Source organism: Paenibacillus sp. 481 (assembly GCF_021223605.1).
GTDB lineage: Bacteria > Bacillota > Bacilli > Paenibacillales > Paenibacillaceae > Paenibacillus_B.
Window position 1 is genome coordinate 4,813,773 of record NZ_CP075175.1, and the last position, 19,823, is coordinate 4,833,595.

At 46.1% G+C, this 19,823-nt stretch carries 20 protein-coding genes and 1 riboswitch; of the genes, 19 read left to right on the forward strand and 1 reads right to left on the reverse strand.

The genetic code is table 11. From position 1 onward, the window contains the following. Positions 1–10: 10 nt before the first annotated feature. From KIK04_RS21205 to thiE, 17 genes are all read left to right on the forward strand, one after another. Positions 11–1,129 (forward strand): SAM-dependent methyltransferase, encoded by a 1,119-nt coding sequence (locus KIK04_RS21205; RefSeq protein WP_232275593.1) that lies wholly within the window; start codon positions 11–13, stop codon positions 1,127–1,129. Between the two features lie 156 nt (positions 1,130–1,285). Further along, on the forward strand, positions 1,286–2,851 hold the full coding sequence (locus KIK04_RS21210; protein WP_232275594.1) for a serine/threonine protein kinase: 1,566 nt from the start codon (positions 1,286–1,288) through the stop codon (positions 2,849–2,851). 57 nt (positions 2,852–2,908) lie between these two features. Next, complete coding sequence (locus tag KIK04_RS21215) at positions 2,909–4,168, forward strand: SAF domain-containing protein (protein WP_232275596.1); 1,260 nt, start codon at positions 2,909–2,911, stop codon at positions 4,166–4,168. Beyond that, complete coding sequence (locus KIK04_RS21220; protein WP_232275597.1) at positions 4,165–4,896, forward strand: hypothetical protein; 732 nt, start codon at positions 4,165–4,167, stop codon at positions 4,894–4,896. Before KIK04_RS21215 ends, KIK04_RS21220 begins: the two co-directional genes overlap by 4 nt. After that, complete coding sequence (locus tag KIK04_RS21225) at positions 4,883–5,824, forward strand: hypothetical protein (RefSeq protein WP_232275598.1); 942 nt, start codon at positions 4,883–4,885, stop codon at positions 5,822–5,824. The genes KIK04_RS21220 and KIK04_RS21225 overlap by 14 nt, the downstream gene beginning before the upstream one ends. Beyond that, positions 5,781–7,661, forward strand: coding sequence for an ATPase, T2SS/T4P/T4SS family (locus tag KIK04_RS21230; RefSeq protein WP_232275599.1), 1,881 nt, complete (start codon positions 5,781–5,783; stop codon positions 7,659–7,661). Before KIK04_RS21225 ends, KIK04_RS21230 begins: the two co-directional genes overlap by 44 nt. 41 nt (positions 7,662–7,702) lie before the next feature. Then, positions 7,703–9,721, forward strand: coding sequence for a GTPase SAR1 (locus KIK04_RS21235; RefSeq protein ID WP_232275601.1), 2,019 nt, complete (start codon positions 7,703–7,705; stop codon positions 9,719–9,721). Between the two features lie 89 nt (positions 9,722–9,810). Continuing rightward, complete coding sequence (locus tag KIK04_RS21240; protein WP_232275603.1) at positions 9,811–10,287, forward strand: ABC transporter permease; 477 nt, start codon at positions 9,811–9,813, stop codon at positions 10,285–10,287. Positions 10,288–10,393: 106 nt separating this feature from the next. Beyond that, positions 10,394–10,774, forward strand: a complete 381-nt coding sequence (locus KIK04_RS21245; RefSeq protein WP_232275605.1) for a hypothetical protein — start codon at positions 10,394–10,396, stop codon at positions 10,772–10,774. Between the two features lie 10 nt (positions 10,775–10,784). Next, positions 10,785–11,336 (forward strand): hypothetical protein, encoded by a 552-nt coding sequence (locus KIK04_RS21250; protein WP_232275607.1) that lies wholly within the window; start codon positions 10,785–10,787, stop codon positions 11,334–11,336. Next, the gene (locus KIK04_RS21255; RefSeq protein ID WP_232275608.1) at positions 11,323–12,291 is read left to right on the forward strand and encodes a hypothetical protein; all 969 of its coding nucleotides are present in this window, start codon (positions 11,323–11,325) and stop codon (positions 12,289–12,291) included. The genes KIK04_RS21250 and KIK04_RS21255 overlap by 14 nt, the downstream gene beginning before the upstream one ends. 92 nt (positions 12,292–12,383) lie before the next feature. After that, a riboswitch (TPP riboswitch) is annotated at positions 12,384–12,491 on the forward strand. Between the two features lie 279 nt (positions 12,492–12,770). Then, the gene (locus tag KIK04_RS21260) at positions 12,771–13,427 is read left to right on the forward strand and encodes a thiamine phosphate synthase (protein ID WP_232275610.1); all 657 of its coding nucleotides are present in this window, start codon (positions 12,771–12,773) and stop codon (positions 13,425–13,427) included. A 25-nt stretch (positions 13,428–13,452) separates the two neighbouring features. Beyond that, positions 13,453–14,673 (forward strand): glycine oxidase ThiO, encoded by a 1,221-nt coding sequence (gene thiO, locus KIK04_RS21265; protein WP_232275611.1) that lies wholly within the window; start codon positions 13,453–13,455, stop codon positions 14,671–14,673. A gap of 110 nt (positions 14,674–14,783) precedes the next feature. After that, positions 14,784–14,990: a sulfur carrier protein ThiS gene (gene thiS, locus KIK04_RS21270; RefSeq protein ID WP_232275613.1), complete on the forward strand. Its 207-nt coding sequence runs from the start codon at positions 14,784–14,786 to the stop codon at positions 14,988–14,990. A 58-nt stretch (positions 14,991–15,048) separates the two neighbouring features. Then, positions 15,049–15,822: a thiazole synthase gene (locus KIK04_RS21275; RefSeq protein WP_232278850.1), complete on the forward strand. Its 774-nt coding sequence runs from the start codon at positions 15,049–15,051 to the stop codon at positions 15,820–15,822. A 146-nt stretch (positions 15,823–15,968) separates the two neighbouring features. After that, a complete protein-coding gene (gene thiD, locus KIK04_RS21280; RefSeq protein WP_232275615.1) occupies positions 15,969–16,862 on the forward strand; it encodes a bifunctional hydroxymethylpyrimidine kinase/phosphomethylpyrimidine kinase in 894 nt (297 codons plus the stop codon). Further along, entirely contained in the window at positions 16,852–17,610 is a 759-nt protein-coding gene (gene thiE / locus KIK04_RS21285) for a thiamine phosphate synthase (RefSeq protein WP_232275616.1), read from the forward strand. Before thiD ends, thiE begins: the two co-directional genes overlap by 11 nt. Before the next feature lie 135 nt (positions 17,611–17,745). On the opposite strand, the gene KIK04_RS21290 is transcribed toward thiE, so the two are convergent. Next, positions 17,746–18,426 (reverse strand): thiamine diphosphokinase, encoded by a 681-nt coding sequence (locus KIK04_RS21290; protein WP_232275618.1) that lies wholly within the window; start codon positions 18,424–18,426, stop codon positions 17,746–17,748. A 189-nt stretch (positions 18,427–18,615) separates the two neighbouring features. Between KIK04_RS21290 and KIK04_RS21295 the strand changes: the two genes are divergently transcribed. Together KIK04_RS21295 and KIK04_RS21300 are read left to right on the forward strand one after the other, a co-directional pair. After that, entirely contained in the window at positions 18,616–19,221 is a 606-nt protein-coding gene (locus KIK04_RS21295; RefSeq protein ID WP_232275619.1) for a trimeric intracellular cation channel family protein, read from the forward strand. A gap of 28 nt (positions 19,222–19,249) precedes the next feature. Then, the gene (locus tag KIK04_RS21300; protein ID WP_232278851.1) at positions 19,250–19,732 is read left to right on the forward strand and encodes a low molecular weight protein-tyrosine-phosphatase; all 483 of its coding nucleotides are present in this window, start codon (positions 19,250–19,252) and stop codon (positions 19,730–19,732) included. Positions 19,733–19,823: the final 91 nt, after the last annotated feature.

A 19,823-nucleotide genomic window follows, 5' to 3' on the forward strand; every position in this document is an offset into this window, starting at 1 on the left:
GTAAAATCGATTGAATCAATTACAGAACGTACAACTGGAACAACATTATACGCCGGGCTCACATTGGGTCGTGACGGCTAATCATGGTTATATCGCTTATGCGCAAGAAGAGCTACGCCGTCGTTTTGGGCAATTAAAAAGCCGCATTTTATTGTCAGGTGAAGTAGCTTTGATGGAGCTTCCCGTTTCACATGATGACGTATGGTCTTGGATGCGCAACGAGCCTACTATTTTTGTACGTCATCTTCAGCCTGTTCAGGCTACTTTTGTGGATAAAAATGCAGCACAACAGGCAGAACCTGCCGATGTTGACGGTGGTGCTGAAGTTGAAGCTGCATTATGGCAAACGACTGAGCTGTTAGAATGTTTGAACACGGTTATGGCTGCACGGGAATGGACGCTGGAAGGCAAGTCTATTGCTGTTCATGTGCGCCGCAGCGGTGCGGGCAGCGATGAGCGTCAGCTACGTGATGCCACAGTTCAAGCTATTGAACAGTTAAATGGTACGCATAACTTGCAGGCTGCTGAGCTTGTTGTATCCCTTTATATCCATGACGGAGTCGTGTATGCGGGGTTGTCTACTCCAGAGGAGAACGGTTCCGACTGGTCAGGTGGAGCGATGCGTTTCCAGCGGGAAGACGGTCAAATTTCACGCGCTAAGTTTAAGTTGCTTGAAGCAGAGAAGACGTTTGGGCTTGATTTTTCGGCATACCATACGGCGCTTGATATTGGAGCAGCTCCCGGCGGCTGGACAAGCCTCCTCTTGGAGCGTGGTGTGTTTGTCACGGCTGTAGATCCAGCTAAGATGCATCCATCGCTTATGGATCATCCCAACCTTCAGTATTATGGGAAAAATGCAGCCGACGTTGCGTTTGAATCGAATGAATTCGACTTGCTCGTCTGCGATATGAGTTGGAGTCCGAAGGTGACCGCACAGCTCGTATATCAGCTGTTGGATGCCGTTAAGCCAGGTGGTACGGTCATTGTTACGTTGAAGCTGATGCACAAAAAGCCGCTGCAAACGATTCGCGATGTGACGGAAATGTACGAGCAGCATTTGCATATTTTGCGTGCGAAGCAATTGTTCCACAACCGTGACGAAATTACGCTGTACATGATGAAATATTAATCAGTCCAGCTGTATTTTCAAAAAATAGTAGACAAGTAGTCAAGACTCTACTACAATAACGACATAACCAAATGATGGAATAGGGAAAGCATCCCGATTACGACCTGTACAGGTTCGTATTCGGGATGCTTTTTTTCGTTTTGGAGGAGGGGTATTGTGTCGCAATTAACGCCAACATTGCCGGCAGGGAAGCTGTTGCATGGGCGTTATCGCATCGAGCATTGTATCGGTGCAGGTGGAATGAGTACGGTATATTTGGCCCATGATGAGCGGCTAATGGGAAAGCGGTGGGCGGTCAAGATTTCGAAGCCAAGTCCGAATGAAGTTAGTCATTTGATGCATGAAGCAAGGCTGTTAACTGCTTTGCGGCACCCGAATTTGCCGCTTATCGTGGACTTGTTTCCGCCAGACGAATACGGTCTTGCGTACATGGTCATGGAATATGTGGAGGGGGAAAGCTTGGCGGAGACGATGAAGCGAGGGCCTGTACCATTTGCGAAAGCACTTCATTATGGCATTCAGTTATGTAATGCGCTGTCCTATTTACATCGGCAGCAACCGCCAATTGTGTTTCGCGATGTGAAGCCTTCTAATGTGATGATTACGTGGCAGGATGACGTCAAGCTGATTGATTTTGGGATTGCTCGCAATGTGAAAGAGGGGGCGGTCGCTGATACGGTGAAGCTCGGTACGATTGGCTTTGCAGCGCCAGAACAATATACGGGCGATCAGAGCGATGCCCGTACAGACTTGTATGGGATAGGTGCATTATTGTCGCACATGCTTACAGGTGGTCGTTGGCAGGGAGCGGAGCCGCTGCGAATACGTCTGTTGCAGGCGGACGTCCCCCAATCGTTCGGACATGTGTTGTTAAAGCTGCTCGCTGAACGGCCTGAAGATCGATATACCGATGCGGACGAACTTAAATTAGAGCTGCTGTCTTTTGGAGGCAGCGAGTCCAATACACGTATAAGCAACGTGATTGAGGATGAATCAGCTTCTGTTCAGCGGTTTCGCGGGATTCGTTCTACAGCGATGAACGTTGGTGAGAAAGCAACCGTTATCGCTTTTGCGAGTGCAGGGCGTGGCCTAGGTTGTACACATGCAGCACTGCTTACCGCTTACAGCTTGAGCCAAGCACGCAACGGAAAAGTGGTGTACGTTGATGCGGGTACTCGTGATGGGCTTGTCATTAGCCAGCTACGAGCAGATTATGAAGGCGAACCTAGTGCTGTTGCGGCAGCACGCGAACGGTTGTATGGGGTGACGATGATGGCTTGGGGGAGTGAACCTAGTTTTGTTCCGATATTGCAAGCCGAGTTCCATTTCATCGTACTTGATTTAGGCTTGCTAGGTACAGAGGAACGGATAAGTGAGTTCATGCGTGCACATGCGCCCGTACTTATTTGTTCAACAATGCCTTGGCGAAAGGATGAAACATACGGCATAGTCGAACAGTTTCAGGCTCGTGGTTGGAAGGGATGGCTACTGGCCGCTCCGCATGGAAGTTGTCACAGGCAAGTAAATAAGCGCGAGGATTTGCAATGGTCAGCGGCTAAAATGTGCAACGATTTGCGCGTTGTCTTAATTCCAACATGTGCGCGCCCGTTTGAGTTTACAGAAAGTGAAGAATGGTTAGCGCAATTGTTAGGTACGACAAAAAATAAGCGTGTCTGGACGGACTGGTTTCGAACTGTCCATGAATGGTTTCGAAAAAGATAATGAAGGTAATGGCCAAAGGCAATGAGATGACATAGAAAGGAGCCGACGAGTCTAATTATGCGATGGACGAGAAGAAAAAAGCAATTAGCTTGGTCAGCGGCATCCGGCGCACTGGCGGTGGGGCTGCTGTTCGGAGGGTACATTTATTTTGTTGAATCGAGAATGGTTGTGCAACGAGATGCGATAAAAGATCAGTACGAATCGGAGATTGAGCGCTTGCAGCGATTAGCAGATGAACAAAAAAAGCGAAAAGCATCTGTATGGGTATTTAGTGATTCTTTGGCAGCAGGAAAGCGAATCAGTGCTGAAGATGTTCGCCGAGTAGATATGAATATGGATAATGTCCCCAAAGTACGTCTTCAGCATGAAAATGAAATTGTCGGAAAAGTGCTCAAAATTGATGTCAGTTCCCAAACGGCGATTATTCCGACGATGCTCTACGACGAAGTTAAGTTACGCGATGATACGAGATGGATCGAAACGAACGTGATTCAACTTCCGCTCGCGCTGTCCACTCAGGATCGAATTGATGTGCGCATTCGTTTTCAAAACGGTCAAGATTACGTTGTTCTGTCACACAAGGCTATTCAGCGGCTGGTCTTACCGACGCTATGGATGCACTTGGATGAGCAAGAATTGTTAACGATCTCAAGCGCTTGTGTCGACGCTTATGTGAACGGAGGTCAATTGTATGCGGTGCGTTACGTAGAGCCCCACATGCAAAAGAAAGCCCCCGTCAATTATCCACCAAATGCAGCGGTGCAGAAGCTTATTTCGGAACAGCCGCATATTGTCAAAAGAGCCAGTGCTGCATTGTCTACATTTGCTCGTGAACGTCTAGAGCGGCAATGGGTCGAAGAGCGTAAAAAGGATGCTGTGCAAGGAAACAGCGCAGGTTCAACGATTTATTCATCATCTTATCCGCAATCTAATGGCACAAATAGCTCACATACGAATACAGCAAGTCATACGTCTACGAATACTGGGAATGGAGAACAGCCCGCAACACATGACACAGCCCGTTACGGGCCGGCAGGTTATTCTTATTCTCCATTTACAGGCCTTGGTCCTGAATCAAGCCGAACGGCACCGTTTGTAGGTCAGAAGCAGTTTCCTTCGGCTGATCAGAAACAGGACCAGCAGAAAGAGCAACAGAAAGAGCAGCCGGCAGATTCGAAACTAGATCCGAAACGAAATCAGAATGATGATAAGGGTGCCAATCATCACGTTGAAGGGCAGCAAGTCCCACAAGATAGCCAACGAAATGCTAGCAGTCAAACCGAGATGCAGCGAAATGGGGTGGAGGGAGTACGATGAAGACGACGATATTTATCGGTTCTTGTGATAAGAGCGACCATTTACTTGCGATTGCGACCATTTTATCGCGCTTAGGGCGTAAAGTGCTCTTAGTTGATGCGACGACGTCACAGTGGATGAGTTATCGAATTGGAAAGTGGGCAGAAAAAATAAAAATTGTGAGTTGGAGCGGTTTTGATGTCGCTGTGAACATTATGAATTGGGAGGAGCTTGAAGAGCGGACAGCTTGTAGTGGCGAGTCGGTGTTTATGTATGACGATGTTATCGTTGATACGGATCGGGTTGTGTTTTGTGAGCCACAGCGTTGGTCTGAAGCTGAACATCGTTTGTTGACACAAACGATGGAGAGGTATTGTGTGCACAAAAATATAGAGTGGCTGCACACGTTTAATATTGTGCAAAACGAAGAAGAGAAATTAACGTTTATACCCGTTATGCTGCGAGAGCTGGATGATGATGATTTCGAGTTTGTTGCGGAGCGGTATCGTTCTGCATTTACTCATGAATGGGCGTCAGCGGTTATTTCAATTCCTGATGACGAAGTGGATTGGGTAGCGAAGCTAACCTATGAGTATGAGGAGTTTATCGCTTTGCATGAATATGCCAAACAGACCAAAATAGCATGGCGGCAATTGTGTGAACTGATTGTTGGCCCGATCGCAGACAAGTCATGGAAGCAGTGCCTCAAAACTGACCGGAAGGGACGTACTAATTATGCTGCCATGTAAAAATTGGGTTGTAACACCAGGTGTACACGGATGCACAGGTGTTACGTCGATTACGGCTTGCCTTGGCATGATCCTTGCTTGGCAGTTTGGGTTCAAAGTGCTGATCGCTCATCTTGGTCGCAGGGGAGACGGGGTAGAGGAGATGTTTGCGGGGCATCAACCCGAACTGGACATGAATCATTTTAATGAATCGAGCAGTGTGAATCCATCCAGTACTTTACTCCCAAATGGCTGGGATGCTTTGCAACGTTTGGCTGTTCACGGTCGGCTGAATCCGTCATTGCTTATTTCTTGTACGATACCCGTCATGCGCAATTTAGACATTTTGCCAGGATATGATGATTCGAGTCTAGAAGCTGCCACGGCCACGCTGAATATGACGGCTACGCACCAGCAAACGCAACAAACGATAGCTGCGCTGCTGGAACAAGGGGCTCTTCATTATGACATTGTGCTGTGGGCTGACAATGTACGTATGCAAGGTAGCTATGCAGGGGGGCCAAAGGCGAATAAGCGCGTTGCAGAGCTGATACACAACGATGTGCGATCACATTTGCTGCATCAAATTGTTGTGCTCCCGCAGCAAAAGGCACTTATTGAGCAAGCACTGGTGGATCAAGGGCGTCAGGGTGCTTCAGCGTACGTGATAGGCGCCTATGATGAAATGGCGCGATGGAATATTGCAAATGTACGGCGAAAATTTAAGTTGCCCCAACCTATTTTTGCTATGCCATATGTGACAGCGTATCGAAATGCACATGAGGATGGAAATATGACTACTTGGTTTATACGACAATGCCAACTTTATGAAAAGGGGAAAGAGTCGGCCTTAGTCAAGCATATGTTGCGACTTGCGCAGTATGTTATGCAAGAGTCGGGCATGAATGAACGTCCCGCATGGACAGAAGGGCGTGACCGAAGTGGTTAAGTGGCTGCTCATTGGCATGATTGTGATCGCTGCAGGTTGGTTCATATGGCGGTGGCGTCAAACGAGGAGACAGCGTATTTCACAACCCGATCATCATTGGACATGGGATAAACTTGATACGGTTGTACGTGAATCATTTCAATCATGGACATCAGAGCCTGTACTTGATTATTTTGCAGACGATGAAAAATTCAAGCGAGAGTATCAGCGGCGGTTAGCATTGAAGCAAGCTTTAAAAGGCTGTTGTAGCGGGGATCCGGCAGACAAAGAATTCATTAAAGACGTGATCGTCGATATGTTGGTCAAGCATGTAAAATTGTCGGCTAATCAAATGAACCAATTAATAGATTTTGAACAGCCCGCGCAATTGTCCGCTACTGACAAATTTGATTTGCTGCTATTCGGATATAAATGTCGTTGTGGCTATGATGCGTTGCATGAACTTATACAAGCGTATAGCTGGGACGAATTGAAAAAGTTAGATGACCTTTCTGGCAAGGATGAGCAATGCTATGTCATTACTGTGCAGGACGTAGAGATTGCTTTTAGACAAGAGAGGTTTACGTTTACGAACGAAGAAAAATTGGCCATAATCGCACAACGTCTCTATCAACGGTTTAAAGGTTTCTCTGTGATCGATGAAATTCGTGACATGTGTATAGACGGGGTGTCTGGGGGCGTGAACGGGATAACAGGTCATGTTCGAAAAGGTACTGTGCCGATATATGCGCATGATAGCGTGTGGATTTTTTACCGAGGAAAATCAATTCGACTAGCTTTTTTATCGTTCGGTAGTGAACGAGAGTTGAAGAGGGTTTGTCATAACATCTATAAATATGGTGCTCCTGGGCCGTTAACGGAAGCGGATGGGTATCGAGTGAATGATATGAAGGACGGTTCGCGAGTTGTCGTACTTAGACCACCTTTTAGTGAATCTTGGGCTTTCTTTGTTCGCAAATTTGACGCTGAGCATGCGACGCTTGAGCATCTGATTACAGACCGAAATGCGGAAATTCCGATACGCTTGCTACAGTTTATGATGAAAGGAGCACGTATTACAGCGATTACGGGTGCGCAAGGTTCAGGAAAAACAACAATGCTCATGGCATTAGTGCAGTCGATATACAGCTTCCATACACTGCGTGTGCAGGAGCAGGCGTTTGAATTGAATTTGCGCCGTATTTACCCGGACAGAAATATTTTAACGTTACGCGAAACAGAACGAATTACAGGACAGGCAGGGTTGGATGTACAGAAAAAAACGGACGGCACTGTACACATTTTAGGAGAAGTCGCAACAGACCCTATTGCAGCATGGATGGTGCAGATGGCGCAAGTAGCGAGCTTGTTTACGGTGTTCACACATCATGCGAAGACGTTTTCAGACCTCGTGTTCTCACTTCGCAATTCATTATTAAAAACAGGCATGTTTCATAACGAGCAAGTAGCTGAGCAACAGGTCGTTAACGTCATACATTTTGATATTCATTTAGCGCGAAGTGCAGATGGGAAACGTTATATTGAGCGGATTACGGAATGTATTCCAATTGAAGCTGCTGCTGAAGATTTTGCTTTATTAGATCAAGCTGAGCAAGGGGAACAGGGGGCGAACTGGGGACAGTTTATACATACAACGGCTTCAGCTGTTCGTCATTTCACGCGATCACGAAAGTTTCAATACCGCAACATTGTGGAGTATCGGAATGGTAGCTACATATGGGTTAACAGTTTGACTGCGGGGCAAGTAGCGGATATGGCTACGCATATGACCGCTTTGGATAAACAGCGTTTTTATGATTGGCTGGCCCAGGAAGGGAGGGTGCCTGTGAGCGCATGAATACAACTTGGCTAATCACTATTGCTTTTTTATGTGTCCTAATGAGTTTTTTATTATGGAAAATGGCTAGGCGTAAAGAGCGACAGCAAATAGGGATTACGTTGAGTGCTGAATCTTCTGTGAAGAAGGTGCTTAGACAGCTGTTGCGACGGTTATACGTACTGTTTATTAGGTTGCCACTCGTTCGCATTAAAGCGCGTTCCGTTCGGGAACAACTCGCTCCTGTTTATTCTTACGATGAGTGGAAGCTAAGGGAGCAGACTGCGGCTATTATTGTTGGCAGTAGTCTCGTTATGATGATGGCCTTGGGCTTATTTTTATCATTTGAGCAGGATGTGCTGTCTTGGTTGATGCTTATTGTCCTGCTTAGTGTTGCTGAAAGTTTGTATACTGATTTCGTCATTCAGCGAGCTGAGCTTCAATTGCTGCGTCAATCCGTTTATGTGCTGGCCGATGTCCGCCAGTCTTACCATCGATGCCGCATCGTTGAATCTGCGCTCGAGGAAGCACTGGAGCGTGCTGCTGCGTATGCGGCCCCGCATATGCAGCGGCTGCTTCAAATGCTGCAAGAGCCAAATCCAGATGTCGCGCTTGCAGCATACGAGGAAGCGGCTCCCAATCGGCATTACAAACTATTCGCAGGGTTATCGCGGTTAGTGGCGGAGTACGGTGATCCGCCACAGCAAAAAGGGTCGTCTTATTTGCAAGGCATATCAATGATAGTGCAAGAAATGCAAACCGAGGTCGTATTGCGAACAAAGCTAGATTATTTATTAAAAGGATTGAAAGTCATTGCGGTGGCTCCTGTGTTGTTTGCAGATCCATTAGAAATGTGGGCTAGAACTCATTTTCCGACTATGGATGCCTTTTATGACAGTAAATTAGGTTGGTCACTGCAAGTTGCCGTGTTTATTGTTGTGCTGACTAGCCATAAACTGCTTGGATATTTACAGTGGCGGAGTGAGCGCCCGCGTCCGCAGGAACAAGCTCGCCGCCGCTGGGATGAACCGATCTGGAAACTTACTTTCGCTCAACATGCGGTTAAGCGCTGGATGTCTCGTATTGAGGTAAGGAAATTGAGCATTTTGCATAAGCGACTGCAAGAAGCGAATGAAACGATTCCGCTATCTAGATTTTATTTGCGGCGACTTTTATATAGCTCACTAACAACGCTACTGGCATTTGTGTTCGTGGTGCTCCTACAAGTACAGGCTAAAGATTGGCATATTGAACGTCTTGCCGAACGTCTTATATCCTTGGAGCAGGCGCACGGATACCATCCTCAATATAATGCCAGAAGCCATAATGCTGTACGGATACATTCTCACGAGCATTGGCTGCGGCAGGTCGTACAAGATGAGAGCAGGCTTGAAGGGAAGGGACGTTTACAACAAGAGATAAGCGAGCTTTACACTAGCTCAGGAGATGTTTTTTTGGGACATGCAGTTGAAGCGATCGTTCATTCTGCTGAGCGAATACGGAATGATAGCTTAGGCTGGCAACAGATGCTGCTTATTTTATTCGTCAGCTATACGACATACTACGTGCCTGTGTGGATGCTGCTGCTACGTATTCGGCTTAAAGAAATGGAAATGCGCACAGAATTAAGCCAATTCCACTCGCTTGCTCTACTGCTGCGTGCTTTTCGTAAACTGACGGCTGAGCAGTTACTGGAATGGATGACGCGTAGTGCCGTCGTGTATCGACGAGCTTTGGAGCGCTGTTTATTGAACTGGGAGAGCGGGGCGGATGACGCGCTTGACACCTTGAAAAAAGACGCGCCATTCCCTGACTTTGTAAGATTCGTCGATCGGATTGCGCTGGCGCACAATTATGTACCGCTTCAGGAAGCTTTCGATGATGTAGATCAAGATTGGCTGTATGAACAAGAAATGCGTAAGCAGCATCATGAGCGCACGATTGACGCCAAAGCGGGTTGGGGGCAATGGATTGGATTTGCTCCTATGTATGCTTTAATTTTTATTTACTTAGTTATTCCGCTGTTGTGGATGAGTACGCAGCAGATGCAGCAATCTTTTGATCAGATTAGACAGTTATAACAGGACGCGACATTGGCCATTGATAACTAAATTAATGAATAGATATCTAACTATTAATGGGACTAAATAATAATTAAGGGGTTGAAGCAATGAATAATGCACAGACGGCTCTCAAGGTGGCGGCAGGTATTTTTTTAACAATAGCTTTGATTACAATCGTTGTATTGCTGTTCGTATCCGCACAAGAAGCGACGAAAACGGCGCAAAATGAGTTCTCGTCGATTCAGACGGAGTTAAGTAAGGCATCCTTTACGGTGTATGACAATACATCAGTAAGTGGTTCGCAAGTTATTAATGCGATTCGTAAATTTCATAAGCAGGATCAGTTTGGAATTCGTGTTATTACAGGGAAAAACAAATTCAGTGATAAAAATCATAAAGGTCAATATTATGGTTTGAGCGTTACAGATGCTGGAACATTCGACGGCTCTAATCGGAATGACAGTATCGAGGAGGCTATCTCTGAATCAAAGGATGCATATGTGAATCCGAGCGGAAAGTTCAAAGCTAAAGTCATTTTGGATTCTAGCAATGTCATTCGCGGGATCGTTTTTAATCAGCAGTAAACTAAGGTAGTTACAAGTGTAAGGATAATTAGGGTAATTAGTTAGGGTACTTAGGATATCAGATACAACAAGTACCCTTTTTTTCTAAAAGTAAGGGGGGAGTTCTGTGGAAGCTAACACGCGCAGCATGATTGAGTTTGCTGTCGCATGCACCATGTTTATGAGTGCGTTAGGATTATCGTTTGAGTTAGTGCGGAGTAATACGAGTACGATAACAGCTCTGTTTTCACAAAATCTGATTAAAGATCGCAACGTCAACCACACTTTGACACAAGCTCAAGCTCCGGTTATTTTAGGTGCTGAAATTGTACACATGATAAGGTTCATTTCCGAGCTGAGTATTGACATCGAAGTGGAAGGGCATCTTTTTAGACCGGACACAGCTATTGATTCACTAGATTTATCTTTTATAGCAACGCAAAAAAGGTACAGCGTCGTTCAAATACGAGATGAAGTGGGCAAGCTCGTACGTCTTCGTTACGACTAGGGGGAGTTGTGTGTCAAATTCAATCGAAAAGCTTGTAGGTGTGCTGCTGTGCATTTTGCTATTGTTCATTTACCCGCTAATGGACTTTTTTCAGCGACAGGATGATATTTCTTCCATGTATGTGTTTAAAAGTGTAACTGCTTTTGTTGATGCTGCACGGGACAAGGGGTTCGTTACGCCGCAAATGTATGTAGATTTTACACGTGAGTTGGAGCAAACCGGAAATATGTTTCATGTACAAATGGAGCATTATCAGAAGAAATATGATCCCCTTTATGAAGATCCGAATCATGCATCAAGCTTTAAAAATGATTTTCTTGTCCATCATGAGCTTGTAAATACGGAGGGTATATTATTGGTGATGTTCCCCGATTCTAAAGAACCTATGGATGCACTTAGTCGTCGTTATGAGATGAAAGCTGGCGATTATTTTAATGTTATCGTAAACAATGCAAACCGCACTAAAGCGACAGTGTTGCACGAGTTTTTAACTCAATCTTTAAGCTCAAATGAAAAGATCGTCATTCCTGTAGGGGGAATGGTGCGTAATGAAGACTATTAAATTAGCTATTTTTTTCGTACTTATTTTGTCGCCTTTTTTTTGGCATAACCGTCTTTATTCGCAAGAACAAATGTTCAATTTACATACGGAGCAAAAATACAATCAGATGTTAAATACGGCTGTCGATGATGCAGCCTTGATTCTTCAGCAATCAGCAGTTTGGAAAGAGGCAGAAGAGGGGTACGAATCGGATAAACGGCTACAATTAAACAAAGAGCTGGCGCTGCAAACTTTTTTTCGTTCATTGCACCTTAATTTGCAAATTGTGACTGATCCTATTAGTCAATTACAACTGAAAAATTATATTCCAGTCGTGCTCTTGCTCGGTTACGACGGGTATGAGCTGTATGCTGAGGAACAATTTGTCGATACGAAACAACAAGTACAGTTCACACATGTTTGGATGCCTAAACGGCCATACAGTTATGTTGATCCACATGGAAACGTGTTCTCATTTACACTAGATGATTTTGTTACGGTGTACACCACCACTGGACAATGGATTAGAGGATACCAACGTGAATTGCAATTGTCGACTCATATTCCGCTTTTGCAAGATGAAAAATCGTTTGATGCTGTGCGCCGTACGATGATTGTTAATCGGGTACAAGAAGATGTAGCTTATCGTATTAATTTGCACAATGAGTGGTCAAAACGAAACGGTGTTGCATACACATTTACACTGCCGACCATTTCAACAGAGGAGTGGCATAATTCAATAGACGATGTAGGTATTATCGCTTTCGTTCAGGGATTGCCGATGGGTACGGCTCGTTACAACAATTATGCGTTAGGTGGAGCAAGATTAATAAGGAATGAGTATGTCTATGGTACGACTATTCAGGGGATAAAGGTTGCTTATCCTCAAGCTTGTAAGCCGATAGTGATCGAGGAAACGTTCACAGGTGCGCGTGAAGCAGCAAAACAAGGGTATTATCCGAAGCGGTGTAAATAGTGGAAAATATGCAGGGGTAATTTGGTAACAAGTTCTTTCCAAACGAAAAAAATCGTGATACACTTACGGAGCATTGCACAATAAGAATACATATCTATCACTAGGGGTGCCATCTTGGATGGCTGAGATGAAGCAAATGCTTCGGACCCTTAGCACCTGATCTGGATTATGCCAGCGTAGGGAAGTGTGGATTGATTGGTGAGAACGACAACCATTAAATGATGTGTCTAACGAATTGGCAAGCTCAATCATGCTGGGCAGACGAATACATTGTCTGTATGATACTGCGAATATCAACTGTGCACGTGGTTCCGTCCGCTAGGGACGTATCATTGTGCCACGACAAGTTGACTAGCTGAGCTGCTTCCAAGTTTTTGACACTCGTTATGGTCAACCAACGATCATAACCACTCTCTACGTGAGAGTGGTTTTTTTGTGTGGAAATATTGAGAAATATCGAGAATTAGCGAGCTTAAATAATGAAGGAAGTGAACGGATTGATCGAGCCGTGGCTGCATGTTGTTACACCTGATGCCGTTCTCCCAGATGAGATCGTACATATTGCATGTGAAATTCATGACAAGGTCGATGTATTGCACATTAGGCAAAAGCAGTGGTCGGCTCGGCAAATTTGGGACGTTGTTGAACGTTGTAGGCATGCGGGCGTGTCGATGCACAAAATTATCGTTAATGATCGCGTAGACGTTGCAGCCGCATTGCATGTACGAGGCGTACAGCTTGCTTATCATAGCTTGCCTGCTCATGTCATACGAACTTCATTTCCACAGTTAGCTATAGGTGTATCGGTGCATAATCCTGAAGAAGCTCGAAGCGCCGCTGCTGCGGGAGCAGATTATATGTTGTTTGGTCACATTTATCCGACTGCATCCAAAGAAGGCTTAGCACCGCGCGGGATCACAGCTCTGCGTGCATGTCGTGATGCTGTGCCATATATTCCTACTATTGCAATAGGCGGCATTAAAGAAGAGCTCGTAATAGAAGTAATTGCAGCTGGCGCTTCAGGAGTAGCTGTTATGTCGGCCATCTGGGGGGCAGACAATCCTGCCAGCTCCGTGCAACGGTTTCGTGATGCGCTGCATGCTGCGGTATGCGCTAGAGGTAAATTGTCCGACTGAGCCAACGGAAACGAGGAGGGGTTGTATGGGGAGCGGGTTAACTTACAACGGGAAAAAGGTTAACAGTTCGGATGTGGTCGTTGTTGGGGGTGGAGTAATTGGTTGTAGTGTTGCTTATGAATTAAGTAAGCGTGGCGTGCGTGTAACGCTGCTGGAAAAAGGAACGATCGGTTCTGGATCGAGTTGCGCGGCCGCTGGAATGTTGGCACCTGTTGCGGAGCGTATTGCTCAGCCGGAGCTTGCTCAGTTTGCATGCTTGAGCAAATCGCTGTTTCCTAGCTGGACAGAAGAGCTATGGGAGTGTGCCCATGTGGATGTAGAGCTACGACTGCGTGGCTTGTTAATACCTGTAGCGACGAATGAAAATGTGCAGCAAATCGAAGCGCAACTGCATGCTGCCGCAGCATTTGCTGATAATACAGCTGCTGCTAGCAGCCATTGGCTTGCAAGCGATCTACTAGCACGGCTGTATCCGGCGCTTCATGATTCGCTTGCTGGAGCCTTCTATGTGGAGGAAGGCCACGTTATGCCGACGCTGCTGATGCAAGCATTAGCAACAAGCGCACGTCTTCATGGTGCGCAATTGCTAGAGCATCGTGCCGTAGTGAGACTGTTGCACGAGCAAGGCCGCGTTGTTGGTGTGGAGACGATGGACGGGGTGTGGCATGCTGACCACGTTGTTATCTGTTCTGGATTGGAAAGCGCTATGTTTACCCAATCGTTCGGACTAGACCTTCCATTACATGCTGTGCAAGGCGAACTCGTCGTTGTTCAATCCCATAACATTCATTTGGAGCAAGTTGTTTATGGAGCGGGAACGTATATCGTTCCGAAAGGAAACGGGTATTTTTATATCGGTGCCACGTCTAACGCGCATTGTTATGACCACCATGTTCGTGCGCTAGCTGTGCAGCGATTGATCGAGCAGGCAACTGCATATGTGCCGTCTATTGCAGATGCCCGTTTCGTGGAAGCTTGGGCAGGTTTACGCCCGTGCACGCCAGATGAATTGCCATACATAGGGCCGGTGGAGGACATTGAAGGGTTGTGGATGGCGTCCGGGCATTACCGCAATGGGATTTTGCTCAGTGCCGCAACGGCACAAGGGGTTGCGCAATGGTTATTAGCGGGAGCGGCGAAGGAACATATGCCGTGGGAGATGTTGGCGGCATTCAGTCCGGATAGACAACATTCCAAGTCAATACATCCTGCTGCACAAATGAATGCCGAGATTCGTATGACTTAAATTGACCATTGGATGAAGTCACTCACAAATTATGTCGCTAATGCCGTTACTAATGCCTTTAAGGGTGCCTTCATTTATGCCGCTTCATCTCAAAGAACAGGAGGATTCGTATGCAGCAACTAACTATTAATGGAAAATTCATGGACATACCAGAAGAAGTTCATACCGTGCAGCACTTGTTGGAGTGGCTGCAGATGAGCAATCGTATCGTTATTGTCGAACATAACGAACAGATCGTGATGAAAACCGAGCATGTCGATAAACGAATTCAACATGGTGACAAAATCGAAATCGTACATTTTGTCGGAGGGGGTTAATTTGAATATGGACCAATTGGAGTTGAATGGGCAGTTGGCAGAGCAGTTGAAAGAGCAAATGAAAGAACAGTTGCAAATAGGGCCGTACTCTTTTAAGTCGAGGTTGCTTCTCGGAACCGGAAAGTTTCCCGACTTTACTATGCAACAGCAAGCCATAGACGCTTCTGCATCAGAAATTTTGACGTTCGCTGTAAGACGTATGAACATTTACGATCCGCAGCAGCCGAACTTTTTGGAACAGCTCGATTTAAATAAGTATACCTTACTGCCCAACACAGCAGGAGCATCGACAGCTGAAGAGGCGGTTCGCATCGCTCGCCTTGCTAAAGCCTCTGGACTTTGTGACATGATTAAAGTAGAAGTGATCGGCGATATGAAAACACTGCTGCCAGATCCGATTGAAACGTATCGCGCCTGTGAAATGCTGCTAGATGAAGACTTTATCGTGTTACCATACATCTCAGATGATGTCATACTGGCAAAGCGTTTAGAGCAGCTAGGGGTTCACGCAGTTATGCCTGGAGCATCTCCAATTGGTACTGGACTAGGATTGCTCAACCCATTGCACTTATCTTTTATTATTGAACAGGCTAATGTTCCTGTTATCATAGACGCAGGAATCGGGTCACCTGGTGATGCTGCGAAGGCGATGGAATTAGGCGCAGACGGAGTTCTACTAAATACTGCCGTGGCTGGTGCCCAAGATCCCGTTCGCATGGCTGAAGCAATGAAATGGGCTGTACATGCGGGCAGACTCGGTTATGAAGCAGGTCGTGTTCCAATGAAGCGCTATGCATCGGCCAGCAGTCCAATGGAAGGTTTAGTTAAATAACAGTAAGCGTAACAATAACCGTAACCGTAGCAACAATGGACAACAGTAATGGTAACCCTAATCATATCCAAGTCCATACCTATTTCCATACCACAAACATTGCAAGCAGGAGCAGGAAAAACACCACACAGAAAGGAGGGGAGCGAATGCATATCAAGACAGCGCTGACGATTGCCGGTTCCGATTCCGGCGGTGGCGCAGGTATTCAAGCAGACATAAAAACGTTTCAGGAGTGTGCTGTATATGGCATGAGCGCGATAACAGCCGTTACAGCTCAGAACACGCTGGGTGTACACTCCGTCTTTCCATTACCACTGGTAGAAGTAGCTGCTCAACTTGATGCTATTGCAGACGACATCCGACCAGACGGCGTAAAGACAGGGATGCTCTACGATAAGGATACGATTTGCCTCGTTGCCGACCGCATTCAACGTTATCATTGGCGCAATATTGTCGTCGATCCGGTGATGATTGCGAAAGGTGGGGCTAGTTTGCTGCGATCAGATGCTGCAGAGGCCCTGATCGAGCAACTTCTTCCGCTAACGACGGTTGTAACGCCGAATCTCCTCGAAGCAGAAGTACTGGCCAAGATGACGATTCAAAGTCGGGAGGATCGTCTAGAGGCCGCCCGTCGTATTCATGCATATGGGGCAAAATGGGTGTACATCAAAGGCGGCCATGACGATAATGAAGAACATGCGACTGATCTCGCATTTAATGGAGAAGAAGCACGCTGGTACAGCAGTGAACGAATTGCAACAGTTCATACGCATGGCACAGGCTGTACGCTCTCAGCTGCCATAACAGCCTCGTTAGCGTCAGGTGCAGAACCGACAACCGCATTTGAACGTGCCAAAGCGTATATCCAGCTTGCGATTGCACATCCGCTTGGCATTGGAAATGGACACGGCCCAGTAAACCATTGGGCGCAGCGTGGTCTGTACATGCAGCTAAAGCCAGAACAATGGAATGCAGCTCGATTGGAGCCGACTCCACTTGATAAGACCGTTCAACTGGAGGGACAGCAATATGCAAAGTGAACAGTTAGGAAGTAGGACTGATGAGAAGGGTAATGAAAATGAAGCTAAGGGTGAGTGTGAGCAGCGGCAAAACCGTATTTCCTCGACAAACAAAGCTCTAGCAGACATGTGCCAGGTTATGTTTGTGGCGGGAACTGCCAATGTTCCTGCAAGTAGCACGCTTGTTGACGTGTTGGTTACCGCATTGAGGGGAGGCATAACATCTTTTCAATATCGCGAAAAGCCCAGTGAATCAAAGCTAACGCCTACAGAACGATTCGAATTGGCACTACAACTTCGACAACTGTGCCGTACTTATGCCGTTCCTTTTTTTGTGAATGATGATGTACATTTAGCTACTGTGGTAGATGCCGACGGGATTCATCTGGGTCAAGAGGATATGCCCCTTGCGGAAGCGCGGCGAAAAATGCCGCACGCGATGATCGGGTTGTCCGCTCACAACGTGGAGGAAGCGCGGTCTGCGGTCGCTTTAGGCGCCGATTATATTGGTGTAGGTCCGATGTTTATGACAAATACGAAGCTTCATGTTCGTCCCGTCCAAGGACCACAAGTTATTGCTGCCATACGCGCAGCGGAACTGACCATTCCTATGGTTGGGATCGGAGGGATTACGGTTGAACGTATCCAGCAGGTTATGAACGCAGGGGCTGACGGAGTTGCCGTTGTAAGTCATATTGCAAGTGCAAGCGATGTATTTTCAACTGTTAAGGCTTTAAAAAAAGAAGTGGTTCTTCATAAGCAACGGTAATGCGTGGTTAAGCAAAAAATTGCAGAAGGTATGGAAAGTTGCAGAGATGATGCGAAATGGTGCAGAGGAGAGCGGCACAAAAGCTTACGATTCATTCGATTTGCGATGTGCCCTGCTCTTTCTACCATATAGTTGCTAGTCGCGACTGCAAATAACGAGTAAATAACCTGAAACAATGCGAATGCTCCCTGTCGCAGCAACAAGTTCATTACTAATGCCTACGGACTGGCCAATTTGCAAAGTCGCATCCTGCAAAGGATAAGCAAATCCGCTTAGTGTAATGCCTCGCACTTCCATACTTAGCGGGAGTAACGAGACGTACTTGAAATGCTGCAAATGCTGGGCTGAAACGACGATCTCCTTTTTAGTTAACATGATTAAATTGTTGTTATCCGCAATTCGACACATGATATTAGCCTCAACAGCTTGACGCAGCAGATGAATATTCGCTAATGTGTGGTCAAGCCGCGTGCCAGTCGCTCCGCAAATCGTGATGAGGTCAGGCTTATAGCTCAAAGCGGTTTGGAAGGCCAGCTCCGTATCCGTGTAATTTTTATCAACCGCATCACAACCGACGTACCGCTTGCTTGTCGATTCAACCAGAGCTCGTTCTTCGTCTGTAACCGAATCAAAATCCCCAATTGCAAGATCGGGTATAATACCGTGTGATATTAAAAATAACGCTCCTCGATCCGCACCAATAATGAAATCCGCTGAATCGGTATAAAGAATAAGTTCTGTATGCAACTGCCCGCCGGCAAAAATAACGATATGATTATAGTTGTCTTGTTTCTGTGACTTGGATGACTCCAGCATGACAAACCTTCCTTTACGTTAAACTACAGTATGTACAACCTTTCACTAGCCGCACTTCATCATACAAGTATAGCTTATTTTTGAACTGAAATTCTAGCTTGAACGAATTTCGCACAGCAGATACAATAATGAAAGTTTGCTTTGTCAAAAAAATATGTAGACCAGCGGCGAAGAGGAGTCACAGCACAGATGGACGTTGACATTTTTACAGTGTTCAGTTTTATTGGTACGATTGCCTTCGCACTCTCAGGTGCGGTTGTCGCGATGGAAGAGAAATATGACGCGCTCGGCATTTTTGTACTCGGGATGGTTACTGCTTTCGGTGGCGGGGTTGTGCGAAACGTATTGATTGGCGTTCCTGTTACTACACTTTGGTCGCAAAATACGTTGTTGACCGTAGCGATGATTTCAATTGCAATATTGTTTGTTGTCCCTCTTCGCTGGATCGAAACGTGGCGCAAAACGGAAGTGTACTTTGATGCAATCGGACTGTCAGCTTTCGCCATTCAAGGAGCGATGTATGCTGTCGAGATGAATCACCCCGTAAGTGCAGTCGTGGTTGCAGCGATGCTGACTGGAATAGGCGGAGGAATTATACGAGATATATTGGCAGGGCGGAAACCGATTGTGCTCCAGCATGAAGTTTATGCGTTGTGGGCGATTTTAGCAGGTTTATTTATCGCACTAGGGTGGGCGAATACGACAATTGAACTGCTTATTTTGTTTACTTCCGTCGTCATGTTTCGTATGTTGTCCGTTTATTATAATTGGTCGGCTCCAAAACGTTCGCTTTAAAAAATGAAACAAGTAAGGAGAGGGTATGATGATACAAGTTCTATTCGTATGTCTAGGTAATATTTGTCGTTCACCGATGGCAGAAGCTGTGTTTCGTGAACATGTTCGCCAGGCTGGTTTAGCGAGACAGATTCAGATTGACTCTGCGGGTACAGGGGATTGGCATATCGGGCATCCACCGCATAAAGGAACGCGTGCCATTTTGGATAAACTGGGAATTACGTATGAAGGGATGAAGGCACGACAAGTTGTGCCGAAAGATTTCGTTCAGTTTACGTATATCATATGTATGGATAGTAGTAACGAAAGAAATGTGCGGGCATGGAAAGGAGCGAACAAAGCAACGGGCTCTATTATCCGCTTTATGTCGCTGTTGCCAGAAGAACCTATTACTGAGGTGCCTGATCCGTACCATACAGGAAATTTCGATGAGGTGTACAAGCTCATAAACGACGGCAGCGCTCGTTTGTTAGCGCAAATTGTGACGGATCATCAGCTTCAGATCAAATAAAAAGTGAATTCCATGTAAAAAAGAAGTGCCGTCTCGATTATGCAGACGAGTCACTTCTTTTGTGCTTCATGTGGAAAATGAAATATTTAAT